This is a genomic window from Bacillus cereus group sp. N12, from assembly GCF_016483575.1.
GTDB classification, from domain to species: Bacteria; Bacillota; Bacilli; order Bacillales; family Bacillaceae_G; genus Bacillus_A; species Bacillus_A toyonensis.
The window spans coordinates 19,435-42,657 of the sequence record NZ_JAEHBO010000048.1 but is presented as its reverse complement, the minus strand read 5'-3'; the positions used below and the strand labels follow the sequence as shown (position 1 = coordinate 42,657).

Sequence of the window (23,223 nt, the reverse complement as noted above, 5' to 3'; positions counted from 1 at the left end):
AGCACGCCCTCGTGCTCCAGGAGCACCAGGCCCAACAGGAGCAACAGGTCCAACAGGAGCAACAGGCCCAACAGGTCCAACAGGCCTAACAGGAGCAACAGGCCTAACAGGAGCAACAGGAGCTGGAGCGGTTATTCCGTTTGCATCAGGTACACCAGTAGCATTAGCAACTGTTTTAGGTGGATTAGCAAACACAGGAGCACTTCTTGGATTTGGAAGTTCATTCTTCCCTGTAATTGTCCCACCTGGTGGCCCGATTACTATAGGCCCTGTACCTCCAGTATTTGATTTCGCATTTGTAGCTCCTCGCGCAGGTACAATTACTTCGTTAGCAGGATTCTTTAGTGTAACTGTAGCGGTTGCTTTAGCATTAGGAAGCATACAAATTCAAATGCAGTTGTACAGCGCACCAGCAGCAAGTAATACTTTCACTCCAGTAGGTGTACCATTACTATTAACACCAGCATTTAGTGGTCTAATTGCTATCGGTGCCACTTCAAGTGGTATTATCGGAGAAGCAATTGCGGTCGCTCCACAAGATAAGATATTACTTGTTGTTTCATCAACTACACCAGGTTTTGATATAGCTACTGCTATTACAGGATTCGCAAGTGCAGGGATAACATTCGTCTAAGCATCGCGTCTTAAATGGTGAGCATTGAAAAAAGGAATACTCTTTTTAAGAGTATTCCTTTTTGTATAGCTAAAAAAGATCTTATTTATTTTTATTGCAGTTACATCCTTTTTTCTTTACATAGCCTTGCTCGGCTAAATCTCTTTGTGATTGGGAATTGGAAGATTGAGAATTCGAAGACTGAGAGGATGTGGATGAACTACTATTTTTATTATGAGAGTAGTTTTTTCGATAGTTATAATTACTCATAGTACTATCACCTCCAATTAAATATATAACTATTATATGTATGTACTCTATTAATTGTTACGATAAAAAATCTCCTAGGTATTTTCCAAGGAGATAAATAATTGTTTTTTAATGAGATAAATTAATATCCCCAGTAAAGAGGGAAATAATATGAATCTTGGTAATATAAATTTTGTTGTGGATTAGGAGGCTGAGTTCCGCGGTTCTGATTACAGTTTGCTGGAGGACCAATTACTGTAGTAGATTGAATAGGGGATACCGCTTGTTTCCATTGTTGTTCATTGAGGCAATAAGTATGAGCCATCATATTGGCTGGAGTTAATCTTAAAATATCAGAACCAAAAATAACTTCTGGGGTTGGGGCATCGAAAATAGCTAATAAATGAGTATTATCCGCTGAAGCGATCTCGTAATGCCACCATGCTTGTGGAATGTTGGCAACTTGCCCTGGTTTAATCGGTAAGTTTAATATTTGATTTGTAAATGGATTAAGTAAAGAAACAACAGCAGATCCTGAAATGCAGTAAACAAGTTCAGCTGCATTTTGATGAATATGTGGTTCTACAACATTGCCTGTACTTAAATAAATATCTAGTAAAGAAGTGTTTTCTAAAGTATTTAATTGTTTTATGCCAAGTACGTTTATATAGTTTTGGGCATCTTTCTTAAAAAAATTACTTTTACTTACATCATGAGTGAAATTGGTTGAAGGAGAGGTGTAGTCAATATTGGAAGTCAATTGTATTACCTGCCTTTCTATTGGAAAGTATGGATACAAATTTAGGATATGTGCCTAGTGTTAGTTATGTGCATTTGTTTGTATCGTAATACATTCACTTATTTTATAAAGAATATAGCCTGTACTTCTTATTTCTCATAACGTTAATATGGATAAAAATTAGGGTGAACGAACGAAAGGCGGAATTCGTGATGTTAGGTAAGGAGTAAAAATATTAAAGTATATTTTAATGGTTACGTTATATGAAAAGACTAATGCCTTTTAGAAAGGAATTGGTCTTGTATTTAAGATAGGTTATTGCTGAATAATTAATTGTGCTTTAGCGGTATAGGCGTAATTTAGCCACAATAATGCCAAGTTTTGTTTTAAACCAAAATGGATTTATATGACGTCAAAATGAGATACCTTTGTTTTAAGTGGAACAGGTATGCCATTTACTTTTGCTTGTTTCATGTTATGTGAAAGTCTTGGAAATGCAGAGAAAGTAGAATCAATAATTGTAGCACCATCTGGTAAATAAATGGGTTGTAAATCTGAAGTATAAGCCGTTATGATATTTTCAAATAGTTCATACGATACTAGATTGTGGAAAGCGATCGGATCTGTAGTTAATAAATTGTTATTAAAATGGCTATTTTCAAGTGCTATATTGTCTTCGAAATCGTTTATAGTTGGTTTGTATAATTGATGAATCATTCCAAGGGTTTTATAGCAATCTAGCATACTTGTAGTGGTGATACATGATACGTTTTGAGATTCTTGTAGTTGTGAGTAGGCAGAGTAAATGGGGCTGAGTTCATAACTTATTTCAATAGAATAAATCCCGTTTAAAATTGTTTTAAATATGTAAAAAATAAAGGTGTTGAGATTAAACTATATTCGTATTCTCATTCATACTTTTGATTGATGGAAAAAAGTAATGAAAATGTTAATTTTAAATTACATCAATCATTTATAAGGAGTGAATGTTTATGTCATTTAGTGAAATGATTAGAAATGAAGTGCTCAGCTGGACGGGTGTTTCTGAAAAACCGCATCGATTTGGTGGTATTGAAATAAATTATGGTAAGAAGGAACTTGGTCATCTTCATGGTGATAAATTAGTTGATTTACCGTTTCCGAAGTTAAAGCGAGATGAATTAGTAAACCAAGGATTAGTGAAAGCACATCACATATTACCTGAATCAGGATGGATAAGTTATTATATAAAGAGTGAAGAGGATATTCCATTTGCAATTGAGTTATTTCGAATGCAATATGACCGAATAAAAAATAATGAAAGTAAGTAGATAAATAAAAATGTATTTTCATGTCACATCCCTCCTTAATCGTTCGTCTTGTATGTAGAACGATAAGGAGGGATTTTATTATGAAGAAATTTGATGTAGCAATTGTTGGTGGTGGGCTTGCTGGATTAACAGCATCTATATATTTAGCGAAAGCTGGAAAGAAAGTGATTGTATTAGAAAAGTCCAGTCGATTTGGTGGTCGAGGGATGACTATAAATAAAAATGGGATCTGCATGAATCTTGGTGCACATGCCTTATATAGAGGAGGAGCAGCATTTTTAACTTTTAATGAGCTCGGTATGAATCTTCCGGGTGGAATACCAACTACAAAAGCACATGGAATATGGAAAGGGGATATATTCACTATCCCAACAGATTTTCGCTCTATTTTATCAACGCCACTACTTTCGTGGTCTGCAAAAGTACAATTCTCACGTTTTATGATTCGTTTAGGGAATTTAGATGTAGGAGAAGTTCCAAAAATGAGCCTAACTGCATGGGCGGAAAATGAAATAAAAGATCCAATGGTTCGCAATATATTTTATGCCCTATGCCGAACAACAACATATACGTTTGCTCCTACAATACAATTAGCTTCTTCAGTACTAAAGCAAATACAACTATCTATGAAAGAAGGTGTACTTTATGTAGATGGTGGTTGGGAGACGATTATAACAAAATTAAGAGATATAGCCAATAATGTCGGGGTGCAATTTTTGGCTAAAAAGCATGTTTTGGAAATAGAGCATGATGAAGATAAACAAAGAATACATTGTTTTGACGATGAGGTATTTGAAGTAGGTACAGTCATCGTGACGACTCCACCGAAAGAGGCTTGTAAAATAATAAAAGGGACAGAAGGAACAAGTTTGCATAGATGGAGTGAACAATCGGTACTGGTTACCGCTGCTGCATTAGATATTGGTTTGAGACGATTACCCAATCCTACACATCAATTTGCATTAGGGTTAGATCAACCTATATTTTTCACGAATCAATCAAGAGCAGCTAAATTAAGTGAAGATGGATCCATTGCAGTGAGTCTAATTAAGTACCATAATCCTGTGCTAGAGATGAATCATATTCATGAAGATAAAGAACAGTTAGAAAGTGCGATGGAGTTGTTACATCCAAATTGGAAAAGAGAAGTTGTTGCGCAGCAATATTTACCGAAAATAACAGTAGCATATGATTTTCCTCATATTGAACGAGTTGAAACTCCAGGTCCTAATATCCCTGAAATGCCAGGTGTTTACGTTGCAGGTGATTGGACTGGGCAGGATGAATTATTAGCTGATGCTGCAGTAGCAAGCGGAAAACGTGCAGCGTTACACATTTTAAAGCAATTAGAAAGTGAAGGTGTTCATCATGGAAACGGAGCAATTATATGAAGCATATCAGCCATTATTATTTTCGTTAGCATATAGAATCCTTGGGAGTGTTATGGATGCTGAGGATATCGTTCAGGATGTATTTATCTCGCTTGATAATATAGAGGATATACAGTCTATCGAAAATATGAAAGCATATTTGTGTAAGATGGCGACAAATCGTTCAATCGATAAATTACGTTCGGCAGCGCATAAACGTAACGTGTACGTGGGGATGTGGTTACCAGAGCCACTTGTAGAAGAGAGTGATGAGCCATCAGAGTCATTTGTAATAAAAGAATCCCTTTCCACAGCATATTTATTACTTTTACAACAACTGTCTGAAGTGGAAAGGATTGTTTTCATATTAAGAGAGGTTTTCAGTTATGAATACGAAGAAATAGCTTCAATTGTTGATAAGAGTAGTGTGAACTGTAGGAAGATCTTTCAACGGGCACGAAAAAGTATTTTGGATAAACCGAAGCAATCAAAATTAAGTACGAAGAAAATGGCTGCTTATGTTGAAAAGTTTGTATCATCATTACAGTGTGGGGATGCGGAAGGCATGTTAGAAGTATTAAAAACAGATGGGATATTCAAAGCAGATGGTGGCGGTAAAGTGACAACTGCAATTCATCCGATTTATTCTGCAGATAGAATTATACGTTTATTTTTTGGAATTGCGAAAAAGTTCCCGGCAGAGTACAATGTTAATTTTAAAATGGTAAATGGTGCACCAGGAGTTATTGTTACTATAAATAATAAAGTGACTTATGTACTTTCATTTTCATTTGAGAATGAGAAAATTTCAAACATTTATATGATGGTTAATCCTGAAAAACTTATGCATTTAAATGTGAAAATATAAAATAAAGACGCATTTCAACAGAAATGCGTCTTTATTTTATTACTTTTCTAACATTTCAAGAGGTACATCTTTTTCACCGGCTACCTCAAATTTAATTTCCCCGTCTTCTTCATAAATACGTGTAATAATCGGTATTGTAATCATTAATTTTTTATGCTGCTTTCGCTTTCTTGCAGCATCTAAGCTAATCACGTTCATTGTAAGCATCCTTTCTTCGAAAAATATATAAACAAAAGAAAATGCGTCCAAAAAGGGCGCTTAATTGAATTTGAAATACCGATTCATTTAAATGGGGTTTATATAATTTAATAACTGCAATTTTAATATGAAATAATAAGAATGGAATAATTGCACGTAGAAATTAACTTTACCAAAAAACGAAACAATATGCTATAAAAAATTATAAATTTTTGTCATATAACGGGAAAAAGGTTTTCGTTTCGCATATAATGAAAAGTAGACGGGCAGCAAGAGCTTTTTCATCATATTGCTTGGAAAGGCGATGAAAAGAATGGATACGTTAAATTCATTATTATTTCAACTTGAACAATATGGAGAAGAGCATGATCAGAATAAAAAAACACGGGAAGAAAAATTACGGAATGTTTCTCGTGAAATGGGGCAATTTTTATCAGTTTTAGTAAAAGGGTGTAATGCAAAAAAAATTTTAGAAATTGGAACTTCTAATGGTTATTCTACATTGTGGTTAGCGAATGCGGTAGAAGAAACAAATGGAAATGTAACAACGGTAGAGCTTTCTTCAGAACGAGTGGGAGAGGCGCTTGTAAATTTTGAAAAGGCAAACCTATTACAAAGAATTGATGTTCATAATCAAGAAGCAGGGGCATTTTTAGATTCGCAACTCGATTATTCATTTGATTTTATTTTCCTAGATTCAGAGCGTACACAATACATGTGGTGGCTTGAGCATATAAAACGTATTTTACAACCAAAAGGATTTCTTGTTATTGATAATGCAACTTCCCATGCGAGTGAATTAGCTGATTTCATAAAAATGATTGAAGAGGATGATGTGTTTGAAACGGTGTTATTAGCGTTTCAAAAGGGAGCATTTGTAGCGCGCAAAAATAAATAGAAGTGAACGTAATATAATTATCACATTGAAAGCCGGCAAATGTCAAAAGATTGACTACAGCATGACAGAAAGAATGTAAATTATATAGATAACATACGAAGAATCCGCCTTCAGCATGTTCTTCTCTAGGTCTTAAGTCTGAGGAAAATAATGTGGATAACAGGTATACTTATACTAAGAAACAGGGAATGACTGCATAAGCAGATATTTCTTGAAAAATCGATTTCAAACAGACTGATTGTACATGAAATACGATAAATGAAATGAAAAATAGTGCATATAAATTCGCACATATAAATAAAGGAGCGATTTTGTTGACTGAACTCGAGAAAAAAGAACCCGTATCAATTGTGAAAGATAATAATGTAGGAGTAGTAGTTGATACAGTTATAAAAGATGAAGAACTTGATGAATTGAATAAAGAAGCTGATCTTTATGTACAAAAGTTAAATAGCGAGCAAAATACAGATTTATCAAAAGTATTGTCTCAGCTAGGAGATTTAGGGGATAAAGAGCAACAAGCAGCAGGACAAACGTTATCGGCGTTAAAACGTCCTGTAACAGCGATGATGAATGGGAAAAATGAAGAAATTCCAAATACATTGTTAGAGTTACGAAAAGTGGTATCAGAGCTTGATCCGAATTCATTAAAAGCAAGTGGTATGAAGAAAATAATGTTTAAAGTATTCAAAAAAAATCCACTTGAAACATATGTGCATAAATACCAATCTATAGATAAGCAAATCGAGGAGATTATTAGATCCCTTCTAATTGGCCGTGACAATTTGCAAGAAGATACGGTTGGCCTTGAAATGTTAAAAGAGCAATCGCATGATAAAATTCATGCTCTTGATAAACAAGTATACTTAGGGAAAAAACTTGCTGGGATGCTTGAAGCTGAGAAGCAAAACCCAGAGCGTCAAAGAGATATTCCATTAATAAACGATGCATTAGAAAAGATACTTGTACGTACACGTAATATGCAGCAAGCGAAAAGTGTACTATTACAATCGATTGCATCTGTAGATATCATCAAGAAAAATAATGAAAAGTTAACAGAGGCAATTCGTAATGCAATTACGATGACGCAAAACGTTGTAACAGTTTCAGCTGCTATTCAGCTAGCATTAACGAATCAACGTAAAACAATTGATGCTGTTAATGCGACAAATGAAGCAATTGAATCAATGGTATTAAGTAACTCTCAAGCATTGAAACAAAATACAGAAGAAACAACAAAGTTGCTTGAAAATCCTGCTATTAGCATGGATAAATTACGTGAATCATTCCAAAATGTATTCGCAGCGATTGAAGCTTCTGAGAAATCGTCAGAACGTATTATTGAGTCTAGTAAGAAATTTGTCATTGAATTAGACACATTTAATGATGAGATGAAGCAGAAACTCATTCAACGTCCAAGGAAATAACAGATTATTAGAGGAGGTGAAAAAATGAGTTTCATTCAAACAGTATTAGTACTATTAGGTACATTACTTTTAATCGCATTTACTGTCGTTGTTTTAGTAGTATATTTCGGACGTAAACTGTATTTTTCATGGACGAAACCATATAAGAGGGCGCAAGATTCTATAGAAAAGTTATCGAATAAATCGACACCGTTTTTACAAGAGTTTACGCAACATCCACTCTTTTATCGATGGATTCGTACAGAAGGAAAGAAAGAACAACATACATTGAATACTCTTTTCTGTACATCAAGTCAACGTACGAGAGAGCAAGTATTTTCAATGTTACCGAAAGAAAAACAGAAAAAAGTGCATGTAATGGCAAAAACAACGAAAAAGCTTACAAATGAAGATATCGATGTGGCCGCGATGAAAGTGAAAGATTTCTTAAGACAAGAAACGCAGCAAACTGTAAAACCGTCAGACCTATCGTTTTATAAATTGTATTTTTATGATCGATATCCAGATGCATTGAATACAATTCAAACGTATAAACGCTCGATAAATCCTTCATTACAAAGAACAGTTGATGATATTACAATTTCAGTATTAAATGCATTGCCGTATTATCAAGAGCAGCGTATGTTTGAACAACAACATAAACTTGAAACGTTCTTAATGAAAGATTTAACTGCGATGTTATCTTTAGTGGTGCAATTACCTCCGTCACAACGACCAGAAAAAGAAGAAGAGTTAAAAGTCTACTTGCAAAATTTCAAAAAAGAAATGGAAGTAGTAGAGCGTGATATTCGGGACTCCATTGATCATGATTTGAATGTGAAGATGAGAGCAGCGACTGAGAAGTTTAAGAATAAATAGAAAAAGCGCCTTAAAAGCTAAGTGTTTCACAGCTTTAAGGCGTTTTTTTGAGATTTTATTTTGCCTTAACGGTAGTATAACTAGAAGCAACACTTTCGTTATGCAATCGATCAACTGCAGTTACCACATACGTATACGTTTCTCCAGAAATAGTCGTTTTATCTACGTAAATTTCTCCAAGTTTTGTTTTTCTTACAGTGGTAAGTAAATGTTTTGGGTTGTGTATATCCACTTCATTTTTTCCATTCACACGGTAAATGGCGTAATAAGCAGAGTCATTATCTCTATTGTCAATTATTCCTACAGCAATACCGTCATCTCTTGGAATGGCACCTTTTAAAGTAGGTTGTTTTGGTGGATCATGATCAAGCCAAGGCATGGGCGGGATTAATGCAGGATGTATATATATGTCTTTGGAGAGTCTATCTTTTATTCCAAGTGGATTGTTATTTATATCTTTTAAACTGAAATGCATACTACCTTTTATTTGTGGATATTGATGGTTTAATGCGATTTGTTTCGGATATTCTTCTGGATTAGACCAAGCAGGGACAGAGTTGTTATTAATTTTATAAGCCGCTTGACCGATGTAAAGGTGAATCGGTTTGTTATTTGTTTCTTTTACCCACCAATCTACTAATATGTCATATGCAGCAGGTGTGAAACCGATATTCCAATATATTTGCGGTGTAATGTAATCAATGTACCCTTTTTGTATCCACTCACGTGTGTCAGCATAAAGATCATCGTAGTTTCTTTGACCTGCGGTTGTATTAGAGCCAGTTGGATCGTCAGCTATATTTCGCCATACGCCGAACGGACTAATGCCAAACTTTACGTATGATTTTTCTTGTTTTATAGCAGTATTTAAACCTTTTACGAGTTCATTTACATTATTGCGACGCCAATCTTCGATAGTTGAAAAATTTCCGTTATTATATAATTCAAATGTTTTTTGATCAGGAAATTCTTCGCCAACTACTTTATAAGGATAAAAATAATCGTCCATATGAATTGCATCAACATCATAATTTTTTACGATTTCTAAAGCGCCTTCTGTTATAAAGTTTTTCACTTCTGGAATACCAGGGTTGTAATATAGCTTCCCGCCGTAAGGTACAACCCAATCGGGATGTTGTCTTGCAGGGTGATTTTTTGATAGTCGATTTATATCAGTGTGATTCATCGTTATTCGGTATGGATTAATCCATGCGTGGAATTCTATATTTCTTTTATGTGCTTCTTCAATCATAAATGCGAGCGGGTCGTATCCAGGGTCTTTTCCTTGTGAACCTGTAATGTATTCAGACCAAGGACCGTAATTTGAAGGATAAAAAGCATCAGCGGTTGGTTTTATTTGTACAACGACTGCATTCATACCAGTGTTTTTTACATCGTCTAATAATTTTATAAATTCTTGTTTCTGCTTTTCGATAGGTAAGCCAGTTTTTGAGGGCCAATCAATATTAAGAACAGATGCTATCCATACAGCGCGTAATTCATGCTTTTTGTAAGTAGTATTTACCTCAGCATAGGTAGAGTGAGGGGAAATGAAAGAGAAAGGAGTAAACAAGATAATGATACAACACATCATTAATAAACGTTTCATAATCATTTATACGCCTCCCTATTATACGATTATTTAAAATAATATATGATGTGAGGTTGGCCTTGCAATTGAGAAAAATAAATATTGAAACATTAATTTAATAGGAAAAATATTTTTAGTGAAATTTACTTTCAGTATAACTAAATCGTTTCATGTCTTCATATGCTTGTTAGTAAAGTGAAACTTTCTTTCATTTGAAGGAAATAATTTATAAGTATAGGAGGCTTCAATAATGAAAGTTTTATTCGTTTGTTCTGGAGGAATGTCCAGCGCAATTGTTGTAAACGCTTTAAAAAAAGAAGCGGAGAAAAAAGGTGTGAGCATGGAAGTGCATGCAATTGGAACGAATGAGGTAGAGGAAGAAGTAAAGAATGGTTGGGATGTTGTAATGGTTGCACCTCAAATAAGACACCGATTTGCCTCTGTAAAAAAATTTGCAGAAGAGGAATCCATTCCGTGCGGTATTATTCCACCGCAAGCATACACACCGCTTGGTGGACCGACTTTGTTGAAAACTGTAAATGAATTAATTAGTTAGGGGGAAGCGTTATGAATAAGTTTGTCACGTTTCTTGATAAAAACTTATCTGGACCGATGGCAAGGCTTTCTGAACAGAGGCATTTACAAGCAATCCGTGATGGAGTTATTTCGGCGTTACCATTTATTATCGTAGGGAGTTTCTTTTTAATAGTAGCATTTCCACCATTACCGAAAGATAGTTTCATATCAGTATGGGCATTGAAAAATCAAACAAGTATATTAATACCATATCGGTTAACGATGTTTATTATGTCTTTATATATAGCATTTGGAATAGGATATAATTTAGCAAAAAGTTATAAGCTAGATGCTTTATCAGGAGCACAGCTTGCGGTATGTTCACTGCTATTAACGTTAACCCCTGAATTAATTGATAAAAAAGGATTTATGCTTCCGATGACAAATCTCGGAGGTCATGGATTATTTGTGACGATGATTGTTTCTATTTTATCCGTAGAGATATTAAGGTTTTGTAAGACGAAAAATGTAATGATTAAAATGCCAGAACAAGTACCGCCATCTGTATCACGTTCATTTGAAGCACTTATACCTGCTGCATTCGTTATTATTACAATGAGTCTAGTAACTGTCGTTTTTAGCATTGATTTACACCACGTTGTTGATAAATTAGCAGCACCATTAGTAAAAGCTGGTGATAGTTACTTCGGTGTAATCATTCCAGTGTTTTTAATTACATTTTTTTGGTCATTCGGAATCCATGGTGTGTCGGTTGTTGGAACTGTTGCTCGGCCATTATGGGAAGTTTACTTAGGGAAAAATGGTGAAGCAGTTGCCAGTGGAGCAGATCAGTTGCCATTCATATCACCAGAGCCGTTATATCAATGGTTTATATGGATTGGCGGTTCTGGTGCGACGTTAGGGCTTGTATTAGCTATGATTGTATTTGGTCGATCAAAATATTCGAAAGCATTATCAAGAACTTGTATTGTTCCTGGTATTTTTAATATTAATGAACCTGTTATTTTCGGATTACCGATTGTACTAAATCCAATTTTAATTATCCCGTTTATCATTACACCACTCGTAACAGCAACTGTTGCATACTCAGCAACTGCGATGGGATTTGTAACGCCAACACATATTATGCCGCCGTGGACATTACCAGCTCCAATTGGCGCGTATTTAGCCACAGGTGGGGATTGGCGCGCAGTAGTATTAGTTTTTATAAATATAGCAATATCATTTCTTATTTACCTACCATTCTTTAAAATGTATGACAAAAATATGCTTGAAATTGAAAAGAATGGTGACGGGGAATCTGTTAGTCCTTAAACTTTATACGGTTATTTTGAGTGATAGACTTTTTGTCTATCACTTCTTTCGTATTAAACTGAGAGAAGGTGTAAAGGAATGAATATAAAATTTAGTTATAAAGGTGTATTTATATTATTGTTTGGAGTAATATGTGCAAATTTACTCTTAGTACCTGTATTAAGAATGCTAAATCTATCACAAATGCATAGTATATGGCTCGTTACAAGTATTGCGGCAAGTGTTTTGCTTACGATCGTTGTTTCTTTCATTGATGGCACCTTTGTATCGAAAGGCCAGTTGTTTATTAGATTTATATTGTTTTCTGTAGGTTGTACGTTGTTTACTTACATAATTGTTTTTTAGTGAATGGGGGGCATGCATAGTATGTATATTGCAGGGATAATGTCTGGTACATCGTTAGACGGAATAGATGTAGCGCTCGTTCATATTGAAGGAAACGGTGTAGATTCTAAAGTTGAACTCATTCATTTTATTACTGTTCCGTTTTGTAAGGATATAAAAAATGAGATACAGCAGGCTTTATCAAATGATACATCTAATGTTCAATTGATATGCAGTTTGAACTTTAAGCTTGGTTTATGTTTTGCTAATGCTGTAAAGGAAATTTGTAAAAAGGCTAATTGGTCATTGGAGCGATTAGATTTAATAGGTTCTCACGGACAAACGATTTATCATCAGCCCAAGCAAGAAGGCAATTTTATTTCTTCGACATTACAAATTGGAGAACCAGCAGTTATAGCATATGAAACGGAAACAACAGTAATCTCTAATTTTCGAACGATGGATATGGCAGCAGGAGGACAAGGCGCACCACTTGTACCATATTCAGAGATTATTTTATACCAGCATCGAACTAAAAATAGGATACTGCAAAATATTGGTGGGATTGGTAATGTTACAGTCATACCAAGTAAACGAAGTAATAAAAGTGTTATTGCTTTTGATACTGGTCCAGGAAATATGGTAATTGATGAATTGTGTCAAAGATTATTTCATTTACCATATGATCGAAAGGGTGAAATTGCAAAACAGGGGGTAGTTGTAGATGAAATATTAACATACTGTATGAACCATCCATTCTTAAAAATGAAACCACCAAAATCAACAGGTAGAGAACAATTTGGAAAAGAGTTTGTGAGTGAATTATTAAAGCGATTTGAAAAGTATAGTAAAGAAAGTATATTGACGACTGTCACGATGTTTACAGCAAGTTCAATTGTTCATCATTATAAGGAGTTTATTTTTCCATTGTATGAAATTGATGAGGTAGTTCTAGGTGGAGGCGGAAGCTATAATGACACACTTGTCGAAATGATACAGAATAAATTAAGAGAAGAAAGATGCAGAATATGTATTCAAGAAGATATTGGGTATTCTTCAGCGGCGAAAGAAGCAATCGCATTTGCAGTTTTAGCAAACGAAACGTACCATCGTAATCCGAGTAATGTGCCGAGTGCTACAGGTGCTAAGGAACCGGTTGTTTTAGGGAATATAACTTTCCATACGACTAGAAGATGAAAGTAGGGCAAGTAAATGAAGTATATGATTGGAGTAGATGGTGGGGGGACGAAGACAGAAGCAATTGCATTTGATCAAGACGGAAATGAGCTTGCGAGAGGTACGAGTGGATTTGGAAATATAGTAATAAATTATGAGAATGCACTCACACATATTATAGATGCGATTAATCAATGTTGGGAACGTTTAATAAATGAGCATTGCGTTTGTATTTGTTTAGGATTAGCAGGTATAAGTGGAGCAAATACAAATGAATTAACAATACGTCTAAAAAAGAAGTACGGAACACAAATTGAAGTTTTTAATGACGCAATGATTGCACATGCAGCTGCTTTAAAAGGGAAGGAAGGAATTTTAACAATTGGCGGTACAGGTGCGATTTGCCTAGGAAAGAAAGGGACAGTATACGAGTATAGCGGTGGATGGGGACATATTTTAGGGGATGAAGGAAGCGGATATTGGATTGCATTACAAGCTTTAAAGAAAATGGCATTACAATTCGATCAAGGAGTTAGCCTTTGTCCATTAAGCTTGAATATTCAAAGGCAGTTTCAACTTTTGACACCGTCTCATATAAAAAGCCTAGTATATACTTCTTCAAAAGATAAAGTTGCAGCAATCGCACCATTAGTTATTCAGGAAGCGAGAAATGGGAATGAGGGTGCACATGAAATTATGATGCAAGCTGGTAAGGAATTAGCGAGAATTACAGTAGATGTTTATAATAAGATGCAATGTAAGTTTTCAACTCCAATTGCAGTAAGTGGTAGCATATTACGTTTAGTTCCTGAAATATATGATGTATTTAAGAAGTGCTGTGAGGAAAGGATTGAAGAACTTACATTTGTATCACAATCAGAAATGGCAGTGAAAGGAACATATTATTTAATGAAGGATGTATATTTTAAAGTGTAAATAGATAAATGAGAATTTTTGTATGATTTGTAAAAATATGATGTTAAAATGTACAAAGGGATGTAGATTGAAAAATGTACAATATACGTAGTAATTGAATAGTGTATATGTATTCCCATGTAGAAAGTGAATGATTACATGATTAATAGTATGCAGTTTTTGTATTTGGTGGCTTCTTATTTATTTGGTAACATCTTGACCGCTTATATAGTAACAAAGTTGAGACATAACGTTGATATTAGGGATGAAGGAAGCGGAAATCCTGGCGCAAGAAATATGGGGCGTGTATATGGAAAATGGTATTTCGTCGCTACATTTTTAGGTGATGCGATTAAAGGTGCAATTGTAGTTTGTATAGCAAAATATCTTTTTGAAGATGCTACATTCGTAATGTTAACATTATTGACCGTTATTATTGGACATATTTACCCAATGTTGTTTAAAGGTAAGGGCGGAAAGGGAATTTCGACATTTATCGGAGGACTCATCGCATTTGATTATTTGATAGCGCTTACCCTCATAGGTATTTTTATTGTTTTTTATTTAATATTTAAAGGATTTACAAAGCCAGGGTTAATTACAATTGCTTGTTTACCAATTTGTATGGTTTTTTATTCTTACTCTATTGGTACGACTATATTAAGTGTACTTATTATTGTGCTTATTTTATATGTAAATCGAGAATAAAGTGAACCTTTTATCCCGCTATTTGCCGGGCAGTAAGACCCCCACCTCAAAATTCAGCGGAAGCAAAGAAGTTAGGTGGGGGGCGGGCTGCCCGTAAAAGCCCGATTGGTGAAGGCTAATAATCAGTGGAGGATGAACAAAACCCTCACTGATTAAAGTTTCACTTTATAAGTGGGGGTATCTCCACTTATAATTTTTATGAATTAAACAACGAGCAATAAGTAGAGAGAAAGGGGATAGGACATGGGGATAATTTATAAAATTGCTGATCAAGCTTGGGAATTTGAAAGTATACATAAATTGAACTATAAAACATTTGTAGAAGAAATTCCGCAACATGAAGAAACGGAGGAACGTTTTCGTATAGATCGATTTCATGAAGAAAATACATATTTAATTTGTTTAGACGGTGAGAAGTTAGTAGGTATGGTCGCGGTAAGAGGAAAACGCCCATTCTCATTACATAATAAAATCTCAAATTTAGATGTATATTTAAACAAACATGGTGAAAACGTATATGAAATTCGTTTGCTTTCAGTAGAACGTGAATATAGAAATGGTAGAGCGTTGTTAGGATTAATTCGCTTTTTACATCGTTATTTGCTTCTAAATGGATATGAATTGGCACTCATTTCAGCTACAACACGTGAGCTGCCTTTATATGAGCAAATGGGGTTCAAATCTTTCCATACGTTAGTTGGAACAGAAGAAGCAGCTTTTCAGCCAATGTATGTTACACCTGCTATGTTCGAAGAATCGAGTGTTGGAGGTATTATGACGAAAGAATTTACGTTTTTACCTGGTCCAGTAGACATGGAAGAGAATGTTCAAAAGGCGTTTTCTACTAAGCCTATTTCGCATCGTTCTAAGTCATTTCAAGTGACAATGGACAATGTAAAGAAACGATTACTTCAAATGACAAAAGCAAAACATGTACAAATTATGTTAGGAACAGGGACGTTAGCGAATGATGCGATTGCTTTACAGATACGTTCTTTAAAAGGTAAAGGGTTAGTTTTAGCGAATGGAGAGTTTGGTAATAGATTAATTGAGCAGGCAAAACGAGCACATTTAAATTTTGATACGTATAAAAAACAAATGGGAGAGCCGTTTAAACAAATCGAATTAGAAAAAATAATTGTAAGTGGAAATTATGAATGGCTTTGGTTTGTTCATCATGAAACATCAACTGGAATGTTAAATAATTTGGACGAGCTAAATGTTTTTTGTAAAAAATATCATATGAAACTATGTGTAGATTGTATTAGTTCAATTGGAGCAATACCGATAGATTTGAAGGATGTATATTTTGCAAGTGGCGTTAGCGGGAAAGCGATTAAATCATTTACAGGACTATCTTTCGTTTTTCATAATCACAATATAGAGAAAAACGAAGCAATACCTGCGTATATGGACATTGGTATGTATGAAATGAATGACAGTATTCCATATTCTCATTCATGGAATTTAATTTACGCACTGCAAGAAGCATTGAAGAAATTTGAGGATGAAACGGCGTTTGTAAAAATAAAAGAGACATATGCTTATATGGAAGAAGCTATTACTAATATGGGTTTAAAGCTTGTTTCACCTAAAGAGCACACCGCGCAAATTATACTCACCATTCAGTTAAATGAAGGGTATTCTTCTAAAGCAGTAGGCGATGCATTAGCATTGCAAGGATACATTGTTCATTATGAGTCATCTTATTTGCAAAAAAATAATTGGATCCAAATTGCATGTTTAAATCATTATAAAGAACGTGATAGGAAGAGGATGTTGAATTGTTTGCAGGTGTATGTTACAGAAAGTCCTTTTAGCGTAAATAATTATATATAAATTTTATAAAGTTATAATTTACACTTGCTAAGCGAATAGAAGTACATGTATTGACAACAGTCTAAAAGAGAGCGAAAGCCCTCTTTTAAACTTACTTAAATGGACTACTCACAGATTGGAATACCGAGAACTCTCAAAGCTAGTGCTACTTGAAGAGTAATTTCCAATCTAGCAATTTCGATGCCAGCAACTGTGAGTACTAAAAAAGGTTGGCCGTTTACGAACACAATACAACTTTCCATATATACGCCTCCTTTCTAGTAATCTACTACAGTATATGAATAAAACTATAATACGTTATAGTCAGATTCATGAATTTTATGAAAAATAATAGATTTAACCTATGTTCACGAAATAAATGGGCTCATAGTGTCAATCATATAATAAAAAGCATCTAAAATAAGATGCTTTTTATTATATGTACGTTTTCAGCGTGACAATAAAAAAAGCGAATCAATAATCAATAGAGAGGGAAAAATATTGATAAATATTTGTATGAGGTAAACTAAGAAGGTTTTAGAAAAACAAAAAGGAATTTTTATACTTGTAACATAAAAATTCTAGGGGGATGTTAATATGGAAAAAACTATGATGGTAGAAACAACAAACATGATGATGTCTATGGAAAAAATGATGTGTGAAATGAAGTGTATGAAAATGATGATGAATAACATGATGCAAATGGATGTAGAAATGGATAAGGCAATGATGGTAAAAATGAACGAATGTGATGAAATGATGAAGACAACTATGTCTATGATGAAAGCGATGAAAGAGAAATGTTGTTGAAGTAACAAAGTATAGCGTAAAATGATGCGGATTTTGCAAATTTGAATTAGAAAAGAGCCTGTATTAGTTGGTACACTAAAATAGGCTCTTTTTAAAGATTGTTCAAAAATAAATTGATTTGATAAAAAAAGAACTAAAGATTATTTTAGTTCTTTTTTCTGTTTTAACACTGTTCAAATCATTGGATTAAAAGCTATAGAAGATGGATAAGTAGTGAACAAAGACAAGTGAGAGCCTATCTTTCTTCGTTAAATGTGTGCTGAAGTAAACAAGGACTCCATTTTAATTTTACTCTTTTCACGAATTTTAGCGTCTGCATGCCTCATAACGTATTTATGCGCTACAGCAATTGCTAAAACATCATCTAATAAGCCAATACCGATAATAGCAGCTATATCTGGAATGAAATCGATTGTTAATACGTAATAGGATAAAGCAGCTAATATTATGAGTTTTGCTTTAGTAGGTAACGTTTTCTTTTTCATTGTGTAAAATAAAATAATACTTTCATATACGCTGGATTTTCCAAGGTTTGCGGAGCTTTTTTTGAATTTTTTCCAAAGCGTCTGTTTCTCCATATAAACACTCCTTTTACAAAAACATATATTTTTTAAAAGGATGGACAAAGAAGTGAGGGAATAATCCATTTTATTTTTGTTTCTTAATTTATAATTCCATAAGAATAGGAAATTACCTGTTCCAAATAATATAATGTTTATGATGCAACGACCTACAGTGTTTCATTACATAGTATGGATAATAAAATTTATGTAGTCAAAAATGGTGAGGTTGCTGATATTGTAAGAAAGGCTATTTTCCATGGGCATGGATTTGATCCGGTTCATTGTTTAGGAGAAGAGAACGGCAATACTTATAGGTTAGCTTTAGAATTGGGTGACATTATGTACTATAATCTCTATCACGGCTCATGAGGTGGAATATACGTTAGATGACATCGCTCAAATGAATATATCTAAATTAGCAATAAGATACCCAGACGGATTTAATCGAGAAGCTTGTCGGAAATCTGTTAATGGGAAGTGAGACCAAGTTTGAATTTTGTACAGAAACTAAAGAAGCCCATACTTCAATTCGTGATATGTATAGTAAAATGTATGTGGATGATGCAGTTATTATTAAACATTTAATAAACGGTATGGGGGAAGGGAAATGAAGATAATAGAATTACCAATTGAATTTGAATGTAACGGGCGAAAACAATGGATTTATCCGAGCTTAATTGTATTAAACAATGAATTAACTTTAGTAGATACAGGTTATAAAAATTTTTTACCTTTAATTGAAAATGAAATTTTAAAACATGGATATGAGATGAAAAACTTAAAAAATATAATTATTACTCATTATGATGATGATCATATAGGGTCTTTATACGATTTCAAAGTGAAATATCCTCAACTTCATGTTATTGCTAGTGAAATAGAATCCAACTACATTAATGGTGAAATAAAATCAGAGAGACTAGTTCAAGCTGAAGAAATGTTAGAACATATGCCAATTGAAGAGAAAGAATTTAGTGAATGGTTTATACAACAGTTAAAAAATATAAGACATATTTCCGTCGATGAAAAAGTATATGATGGTCAAATGATTTTGAATGATAAATGTCAAATAGTAGCGACGCCAGGACATACTTCGGGGCATATTTCATTATATTTTCCGGACTTAGACTGTGTAATTACAGGGGATGCGGCCGTTCAAGATAATAATGAATTAGTAATAGCTAATCCAAATTTTTGCTTAGATATAGAAAAAGCAGAAGAGTCATTAAAAAGGATTAAAAGCCTTAAAGCCGTAAAGTATTATTGCTATCATGGAGGAAAACTCATTATATAAAATATATAAAAAAACCGATCTTTCTTATATTGAAAAGATCGTTTTTTTAATTCATAGATTCCGCAATTCTTATTAAATCAGTAACATTGTATTTTCTTTTTATGTATAGTTTGTTACCAAGGGCGATTTTATATTGAAAACCGTCCTTCTGAAAGATAAGTTCGTATGCTAAATCAAAATGAGGATTATATACTGCCTTTATATTATGTTTTAAAATGTAAAATTTAGTGCCCTTATGTAAATATTGATCTAATTTATGTTGAACTGGTGAAACAGTGATTTTAAAAATCCCATTACTATCTTTATTGTAGTATCGTAGTTCTAAGTAATCGTTATAGATGTACCCTTGAAATTCATGAATTTCGAACGGGAATTTTGTAGGAGTAAGTATATGTTTCTTACACTTCATTTCATATTTTTTTACAATAGTAGCTTCTTTCATTAGAGGATTAGTTCCATCGTAAATTTGATTAATTTGAGATATTTTATTGTTTTTTGTTATTATTTCTAAAATGTAACCGATAGTAAATTCATCATCAGTGTCTTTGAAATAGGAAATAAGAATTGTAGTATCTTCTTTTGGAGATGGTATTATTTTAATTTCATGAATAGGTTTTTCCTTTTGGAATGTAGGTAGTTCAATCCCTTCTGTTACATATGACCGCATTAATTTTTTATCATTTTGGAGTAAAGCTTGTTTAAATTCACTTATCACATTTGTTTGAGATTTCGCCATAATAATTGAGGTCGATTGAAAATATAGTAAGAACAATATACAAAATATCTTTATGAATGTATTGGTCAATTTTATCACCTTGTACCTATGTTTCCTTAACATTGAAATATATATGTATAGGAGGGGAAAAGATGAGTTTATTGCTTGATGTAATAATGGCTATAATTACATTTTATCCTCGAAATGATATGAAATTAAAACATCACATTGCAAAGTTAAGTGAATTCGAGTGGTTTCGAAAGCTACACGAAGATACAAAGTATACAAGACTAATTTGGAGTAATAGAAAAATTAAAAAGTTCATTTTGTCTACTACTAACATGGAAGTATTAATAAATTCCGAGACAAAACAAAAAGAATTTGTCCACCTAGTACATGATGAATATAAAAAAAGAAGGTAAGAATTTTTTTATTTTTCATATTTGGCGAAACAAATGGTACAATGAAAGCTAATGTGAAAAATAAGGAAAAGAAGTGGTCTATTTGAAAAACTTTTTAGAATTAGGAATTAGTGAAACTTTTAATCATACATTACGTGAAAATGGAATTACGGAAGCAACACCAATTCAGGAAAAAGCAATTCCTGTTATTATGTCAGGAAAAGATATTATTGGGCAAGCGAAAACAGGAACGGGTAAAACATTAGCATTTGTTTTACCGATTTTAGAAAAAATCGATCCAGAGTCTAGTGATGTTCAGGCATTAATTGTTGCACCAACAAGGGAACTAGCATTGCAAATTACAACTGAAATTAAAAAAATGCTTGTTCAAAGAGAAGATATTAATGTACTAGCGATTTATGGCGGGCAAGATGTAGCACAACAATTGAGAAAGTTAAAAGGTAATACACATATTGTTGTAGCAACACCAGGACGATTATTAGATCATATACGACGTGAAACAATTGATCTAAGTAATCTTTCAACGATTGTACTAGATGAAGCGGATCAAATGCTTTATTTCGGTTTCTTATATGATATTGAAGATATTTTAGATGAGACACCTGGTAGCAAACAAACGATGTTATTCTCAGCAACGATGCCAAAAGATATTAAAAAATTGGCGAAACGTTATATGGATGAGCCGCAAATGATTCAAGTACAAAGTGAAGAAGTAACGGTAGATACAATTGAACAGCGTGTCATTGAGACGACAGATCGTGCAAAGCCAGATGCACTTCGTTTTGTTATGGATCGTGATCAGCCATTTTTAGCAGTTATTTTCTGTCGTACAAAGGTTAGAGCAAGTAAGCTTTATGATAATTTAAAAGGACTAGGTTATAATTGTGCTGAACTTCATGGTGATATACCTCAAGCGAAACGTGAAAGGGTTATGAAGAGTTTCCGCGAAGCTAAAATTCAGTACTTAATCGCAACGGATGTAGCAGCTCGTGGACTTGATGTAGATGGTGTAACGCACGTATTTAACTATGATATCCCTGAAGATGTAGAAAGTTATATTCACCGCATTGGCCGAACAGGACGTGCAGGTGGATCAGGTCTTGCAATTACGTTCGTTGCAGCGAAAGATGAAAAACATTTAGAAGAAATTGAAAAAATGCTTGGTGCACCAATACAAAGAGAAATAATCGAACAACCGAAGATAAAACGTGTAGATGAAAATGGAAAACCGGTACCAAAGCCGGCTCCAAAGAAATCAGGTCAAAATCGTCAAAGAGATAGCCGTGAAGGTTCCAGACGTGATTCGAGAAATGAAAATAATCGATCATTTAATAAGCCAAGCAATAAGAAAAGTAGTACAAATCAAGGTCAGAAAAGACGTGGGCGTTAAAATATGAAGTGGTAATTGGGATGAAGAGATATATTGTTTGTTAATAGAGAAATCGATATATAATAAAAAATCCTGATACAATTATGAATGCAGAAGGAGTCACAAATTTTTGTGGCTCTTTTTGTATTTTAAGATTAGGTTGGTATGCATTTGCTCAATGAGAGTAAAGTTGATAATTTCATTTACCGTATTTAAAGTGAATTGAAAAATAAAGAAAGAATAAAATGTGGAGTTTTATTTGTCTGAATGTTCAGGAGGTTATATAATAATTTTCTGACTATTAAAATATGGAGGAGTGCAAATGAAAAATGAAACGTTACACACACAAGAAGACATTTTAAAAATGCTTGATTCATTATTAAGACCTGCAGAACCATTTTGGAATGAATTTTATGCCAATAGAGAAAAGGATGTTCCGTTTTTTGAAAATAGTCCAGATGAGAATCTAGTTTCGTATATACAAAAAGAGAGAGTTTCAAAAGGGAAAGTATTAGAACTTGGATGTGGTCCAGGTAGAAATGCCATTTATTTAGCGAATGAAGGATTTGATGTTACAGCAGTGGATTTATCTGCAGAAGGCATTCAGTGGGCAAAAGAGAGGGCGTTGGCAAAAGGGGTACAAATTCACTTCATTTGTGATTCAATTTTCAATTTAGAGGTTCAAAATGAATTTGATTTTATATATGATTCTGGTTGCCTTCATCATATTCCACCACATAGAAGAATGAATTATATAGAGTTAATTGATAGATATTTAAAATCAGGTGGTTATTTCGGATTAACATGTTTTGCAGCAGGTGATTTGGATGAACGAAATGGATCAGAAATAACAGATTGGGACGTATATAGAGGATGGAGTCTACAAGGTGGTCTTGCATACTCGGAAGAAAAGTTAAGAGAGATATTTAAAGAATTTGAGGTAATTGAGATTAGAAGGATGAAACAAATGAAACAACCGAATGATATGTTTGGGGAATCATTTCTTTGGACAGCATTGTTTAAGAAGAAATGAAAATTAGATAATTGACAAATTCATCGTTTTTATAGACAATACATTTATAAGAATATACGTTCGGTTTCGTTGACCGATGTATGTTTTGCATAAATACATAACAA

The 23,223-nt window shown here is 33.7% G+C and carries 26 protein-coding genes and 2 pseudogenes; 21 read left to right on the top strand and 7 right to left on the bottom strand.

Going from position 1 to position 23,223, the window contains the following annotated elements; genetic code table 11:
- Positions 1 to 634, top strand: a 634-nt coding sequence (locus JDS92_RS19820) for an exosporium glycoprotein BclB-related protein (protein WP_274606222.1), incomplete at its 5' end; no start/stop codon positions are given.
- Positions 635 to 1,004: 370 nt separating this feature from the next.
- Here the strand turns inward: JDS92_RS19820 and JDS92_RS19815 are convergent.
- Both JDS92_RS19815 and JDS92_RS19810 read right to left on the bottom strand, forming a co-directional pair.
- On the bottom strand, positions 1,005 to 1,622 hold the full coding sequence (locus tag JDS92_RS19815; RefSeq protein ID WP_087968933.1) for a cupin domain-containing protein: 618 nt from the start codon (positions 1,620 to 1,622) through the stop codon (positions 1,005 to 1,007).
- A 294-nt stretch (positions 1,623 to 1,916) separates the two neighbouring features.
- Positions 1,917 to 2,438 (bottom strand): annotated as a pseudogene (locus JDS92_RS19810) (TGS domain-containing protein); the annotation flags it as partial.
- 155 nt (positions 2,439 to 2,593) lie between these two features.
- Between JDS92_RS19810 and JDS92_RS19805 the strand changes: the two are divergent.
- From JDS92_RS19805 to JDS92_RS19795, 3 genes are all read left to right on the top strand, one after another.
- Complete coding sequence (locus JDS92_RS19805; RefSeq protein WP_000010331.1) at positions 2,594 to 2,911, top strand: luciferase domain-containing protein; 318 nt, start codon at positions 2,594 to 2,596, stop codon at positions 2,909 to 2,911.
- Between the two features lie 80 nt (positions 2,912 to 2,991).
- Entirely contained in the window at positions 2,992 to 4,302 is a 1,311-nt protein-coding gene (locus JDS92_RS19800; protein ID WP_087968934.1) for a phytoene desaturase family protein, read from the top strand.
- Positions 4,280 to 5,149, top strand: a complete 870-nt coding sequence (locus JDS92_RS19795) for a sigma-70 family RNA polymerase sigma factor (protein WP_199632411.1) — start codon at positions 4,280 to 4,282, stop codon at positions 5,147 to 5,149. The genes JDS92_RS19800 and JDS92_RS19795 overlap by 23 nt, the downstream gene beginning before the upstream one ends.
- A 39-nt stretch (positions 5,150 to 5,188) precedes the next feature.
- On the opposite strand, the gene JDS92_RS19790 is transcribed toward JDS92_RS19795, so the two are convergent.
- Positions 5,189 to 5,347: a hypothetical protein gene (locus JDS92_RS19790; RefSeq protein WP_001100984.1), complete on the bottom strand. Its 159-nt coding sequence runs from the start codon at positions 5,345 to 5,347 to the stop codon at positions 5,189 to 5,191.
- A gap of 304 nt (positions 5,348 to 5,651) precedes the next feature.
- Here JDS92_RS19790 and JDS92_RS19785 point away from each other — a divergent pair, with 304 nt between their 5' ends.
- The 3 genes from JDS92_RS19785 (at position 5,652) to JDS92_RS19775 (ending at position 8,530) form a co-directional block, all read left to right on the top strand.
- The gene (locus JDS92_RS19785; protein WP_033663278.1) at positions 5,652 to 6,245 is read left to right on the top strand and encodes an O-methyltransferase; all 594 of its coding nucleotides are present in this window, start codon (positions 5,652 to 5,654) and stop codon (positions 6,243 to 6,245) included.
- 314 nt (positions 6,246 to 6,559) lie between these two features.
- The gene (locus tag JDS92_RS19780) at positions 6,560 to 7,672 is read left to right on the top strand and encodes a toxic anion resistance protein (RefSeq protein WP_000137414.1); all 1,113 of its coding nucleotides are present in this window, start codon (positions 6,560 to 6,562) and stop codon (positions 7,670 to 7,672) included.
- Positions 7,673 to 7,696: 24 nt separating this feature from the next.
- Positions 7,697 to 8,530: a DUF3974 domain-containing protein gene (locus JDS92_RS19775; protein ID WP_000008388.1), complete on the top strand. Its 834-nt coding sequence runs from the start codon at positions 7,697 to 7,699 to the stop codon at positions 8,528 to 8,530.
- Positions 8,531 to 8,585: 55 nt separating this feature from the next.
- Here JDS92_RS19775 and JDS92_RS19770 read toward each other — a convergent pair whose 3' ends face one another.
- A complete protein-coding gene (locus tag JDS92_RS19770; protein WP_199632410.1) occupies positions 8,586 to 10,145 on the bottom strand; it encodes a glycoside hydrolase family 10-like protein in 1,560 nt (519 codons plus the stop codon).
- Positions 10,146 to 10,371: 226 nt separating this feature from the next.
- On the opposite strand from JDS92_RS19770, the gene JDS92_RS19765 reads away from it, so the two are divergent.
- From JDS92_RS19765 to JDS92_RS19735, 7 genes are all read left to right on the top strand, one after another.
- On the top strand, positions 10,372 to 10,677 hold the full coding sequence (locus JDS92_RS19765) for a PTS sugar transporter subunit IIB (RefSeq protein WP_087968937.1): 306 nt from the start codon (positions 10,372 to 10,374) through the stop codon (positions 10,675 to 10,677).
- Positions 10,678 to 10,688: 11 nt separating this feature from the next.
- Entirely contained in the window at positions 10,689 to 11,972 is a 1,284-nt protein-coding gene (locus JDS92_RS19760) for a PTS sugar transporter subunit IIC (protein ID WP_087968938.1), read from the top strand.
- A 78-nt stretch (positions 11,973 to 12,050) separates the two neighbouring features.
- On the top strand, positions 12,051 to 12,317 hold the full coding sequence (locus tag JDS92_RS19755) for a hypothetical protein (RefSeq protein ID WP_087968939.1): 267 nt from the start codon (positions 12,051 to 12,053) through the stop codon (positions 12,315 to 12,317).
- Positions 12,318 to 12,338: 21 nt separating this feature from the next.
- Positions 12,339 to 13,493, top strand: a complete 1,155-nt coding sequence (gene anmK, locus JDS92_RS19750) for an anhydro-N-acetylmuramic acid kinase AnmK (RefSeq protein ID WP_087968940.1) — start codon at positions 12,339 to 12,341, stop codon at positions 13,491 to 13,493.
- A gap of 15 nt (positions 13,494 to 13,508) precedes the next feature.
- Positions 13,509 to 14,408 carry a BadF/BadG/BcrA/BcrD ATPase family protein gene (locus JDS92_RS19745; RefSeq protein ID WP_087968941.1) on the top strand — a complete coding sequence of 300 codons (900 nt, stop codon included), beginning with the start codon at positions 13,509 to 13,511 and terminating at the stop codon, positions 14,406 to 14,408.
- A 138-nt stretch (positions 14,409 to 14,546) separates the two neighbouring features.
- The gene (gene plsY / locus JDS92_RS19740) at positions 14,547 to 15,095 is read left to right on the top strand and encodes a glycerol-3-phosphate 1-O-acyltransferase PlsY (protein WP_000610841.1); all 549 of its coding nucleotides are present in this window, start codon (positions 14,547 to 14,549) and stop codon (positions 15,093 to 15,095) included.
- A gap of 243 nt (positions 15,096 to 15,338) precedes the next feature.
- A complete protein-coding gene (locus tag JDS92_RS19735; RefSeq protein WP_199632409.1) occupies positions 15,339 to 16,934 on the top strand; it encodes an aminotransferase class V-fold PLP-dependent enzyme in 1,596 nt (531 codons plus the stop codon).
- Between the two features lie 104 nt (positions 16,935 to 17,038).
- On the opposite strand, the gene JDS92_RS19730 is transcribed toward JDS92_RS19735, so the two are convergent.
- The gene (locus tag JDS92_RS19730) at positions 17,039 to 17,176 is read right to left on the bottom strand and encodes a DUF3956 domain-containing protein (protein ID WP_000443202.1); all 138 of its coding nucleotides are present in this window, start codon (positions 17,174 to 17,176) and stop codon (positions 17,039 to 17,041) included.
- Between the two features lie 334 nt (positions 17,177 to 17,510).
- Here JDS92_RS19730 and JDS92_RS19725 point away from each other — a divergent pair, with 334 nt between their 5' ends.
- Complete coding sequence (locus tag JDS92_RS19725) at positions 17,511 to 17,723, top strand: hypothetical protein (protein ID WP_000416118.1); 213 nt, start codon at positions 17,511 to 17,513, stop codon at positions 17,721 to 17,723.
- Between the two features lie 248 nt (positions 17,724 to 17,971).
- Here the strand turns inward: JDS92_RS19725 and JDS92_RS19720 are convergent, their stop codons facing one another.
- Positions 17,972 to 18,301, bottom strand: coding sequence for a YkvA family protein (locus JDS92_RS19720; protein ID WP_199632408.1), 330 nt, complete (start codon positions 18,299 to 18,301; stop codon positions 17,972 to 17,974).
- A gap of 204 nt (positions 18,302 to 18,505) precedes the next feature.
- On the opposite strand from JDS92_RS19720, the pseudogene JDS92_RS30995 reads away from it, so the two are divergent.
- From JDS92_RS30995 to JDS92_RS19710, 3 genes and pseudogenes are all read left to right on the top strand, one after another.
- Positions 18,506 to 18,767: pseudogene (locus JDS92_RS30995) on the top strand (MazG nucleotide pyrophosphohydrolase domain-containing protein); the annotation flags it as partial.
- The gene (locus tag JDS92_RS19715) at positions 18,757 to 18,897 is read left to right on the top strand and encodes a hypothetical protein (protein WP_000534382.1); all 141 of its coding nucleotides are present in this window, start codon (positions 18,757 to 18,759) and stop codon (positions 18,895 to 18,897) included. The pseudogene JDS92_RS30995 and the gene JDS92_RS19715, both read left to right, overlap by 11 nt.
- A complete protein-coding gene (locus tag JDS92_RS19710) occupies positions 18,894 to 19,580 on the top strand; it encodes an MBL fold metallo-hydrolase (protein ID WP_087968944.1) in 687 nt (228 codons plus the stop codon). Before JDS92_RS19715 ends, JDS92_RS19710 begins: the two co-directional genes overlap by 4 nt.
- A 46-nt stretch (positions 19,581 to 19,626) precedes the next feature.
- On the opposite strand, the gene JDS92_RS19705 is transcribed toward JDS92_RS19710, so the two are convergent.
- Positions 19,627 to 20,385, bottom strand: a complete 759-nt coding sequence (locus JDS92_RS19705) for a hypothetical protein (RefSeq protein WP_140158435.1) — start codon at positions 20,383 to 20,385, stop codon at positions 19,627 to 19,629.
- A 62-nt stretch (positions 20,386 to 20,447) separates the two neighbouring features.
- On the opposite strand from JDS92_RS19705, the gene JDS92_RS19700 reads away from it, so the two are divergent.
- The 3 genes from JDS92_RS19700 to JDS92_RS19690 all read left to right on the top strand — a co-directional run bounded on the left by JDS92_RS19700 (position 20,448) and on the right by JDS92_RS19690 (position 23,119).
- Positions 20,448 to 20,717 (top strand): hypothetical protein, encoded by a 270-nt coding sequence (locus JDS92_RS19700; RefSeq protein WP_087968946.1) that lies wholly within the window; start codon positions 20,448 to 20,450, stop codon positions 20,715 to 20,717.
- A 73-nt stretch (positions 20,718 to 20,790) separates the two neighbouring features.
- Entirely contained in the window at positions 20,791 to 22,107 is a 1,317-nt protein-coding gene (locus JDS92_RS19695; protein ID WP_098711218.1) for a DEAD/DEAH box helicase, read from the top strand.
- 301 nt (positions 22,108 to 22,408) lie between these two features.
- On the top strand, positions 22,409 to 23,119 hold the full coding sequence (locus tag JDS92_RS19690) for a class I SAM-dependent methyltransferase (protein ID WP_199632407.1): 711 nt from the start codon (positions 22,409 to 22,411) through the stop codon (positions 23,117 to 23,119).
- The last annotated feature ends 104 nt before the right edge of the window (positions 23,120 to 23,223 follow it).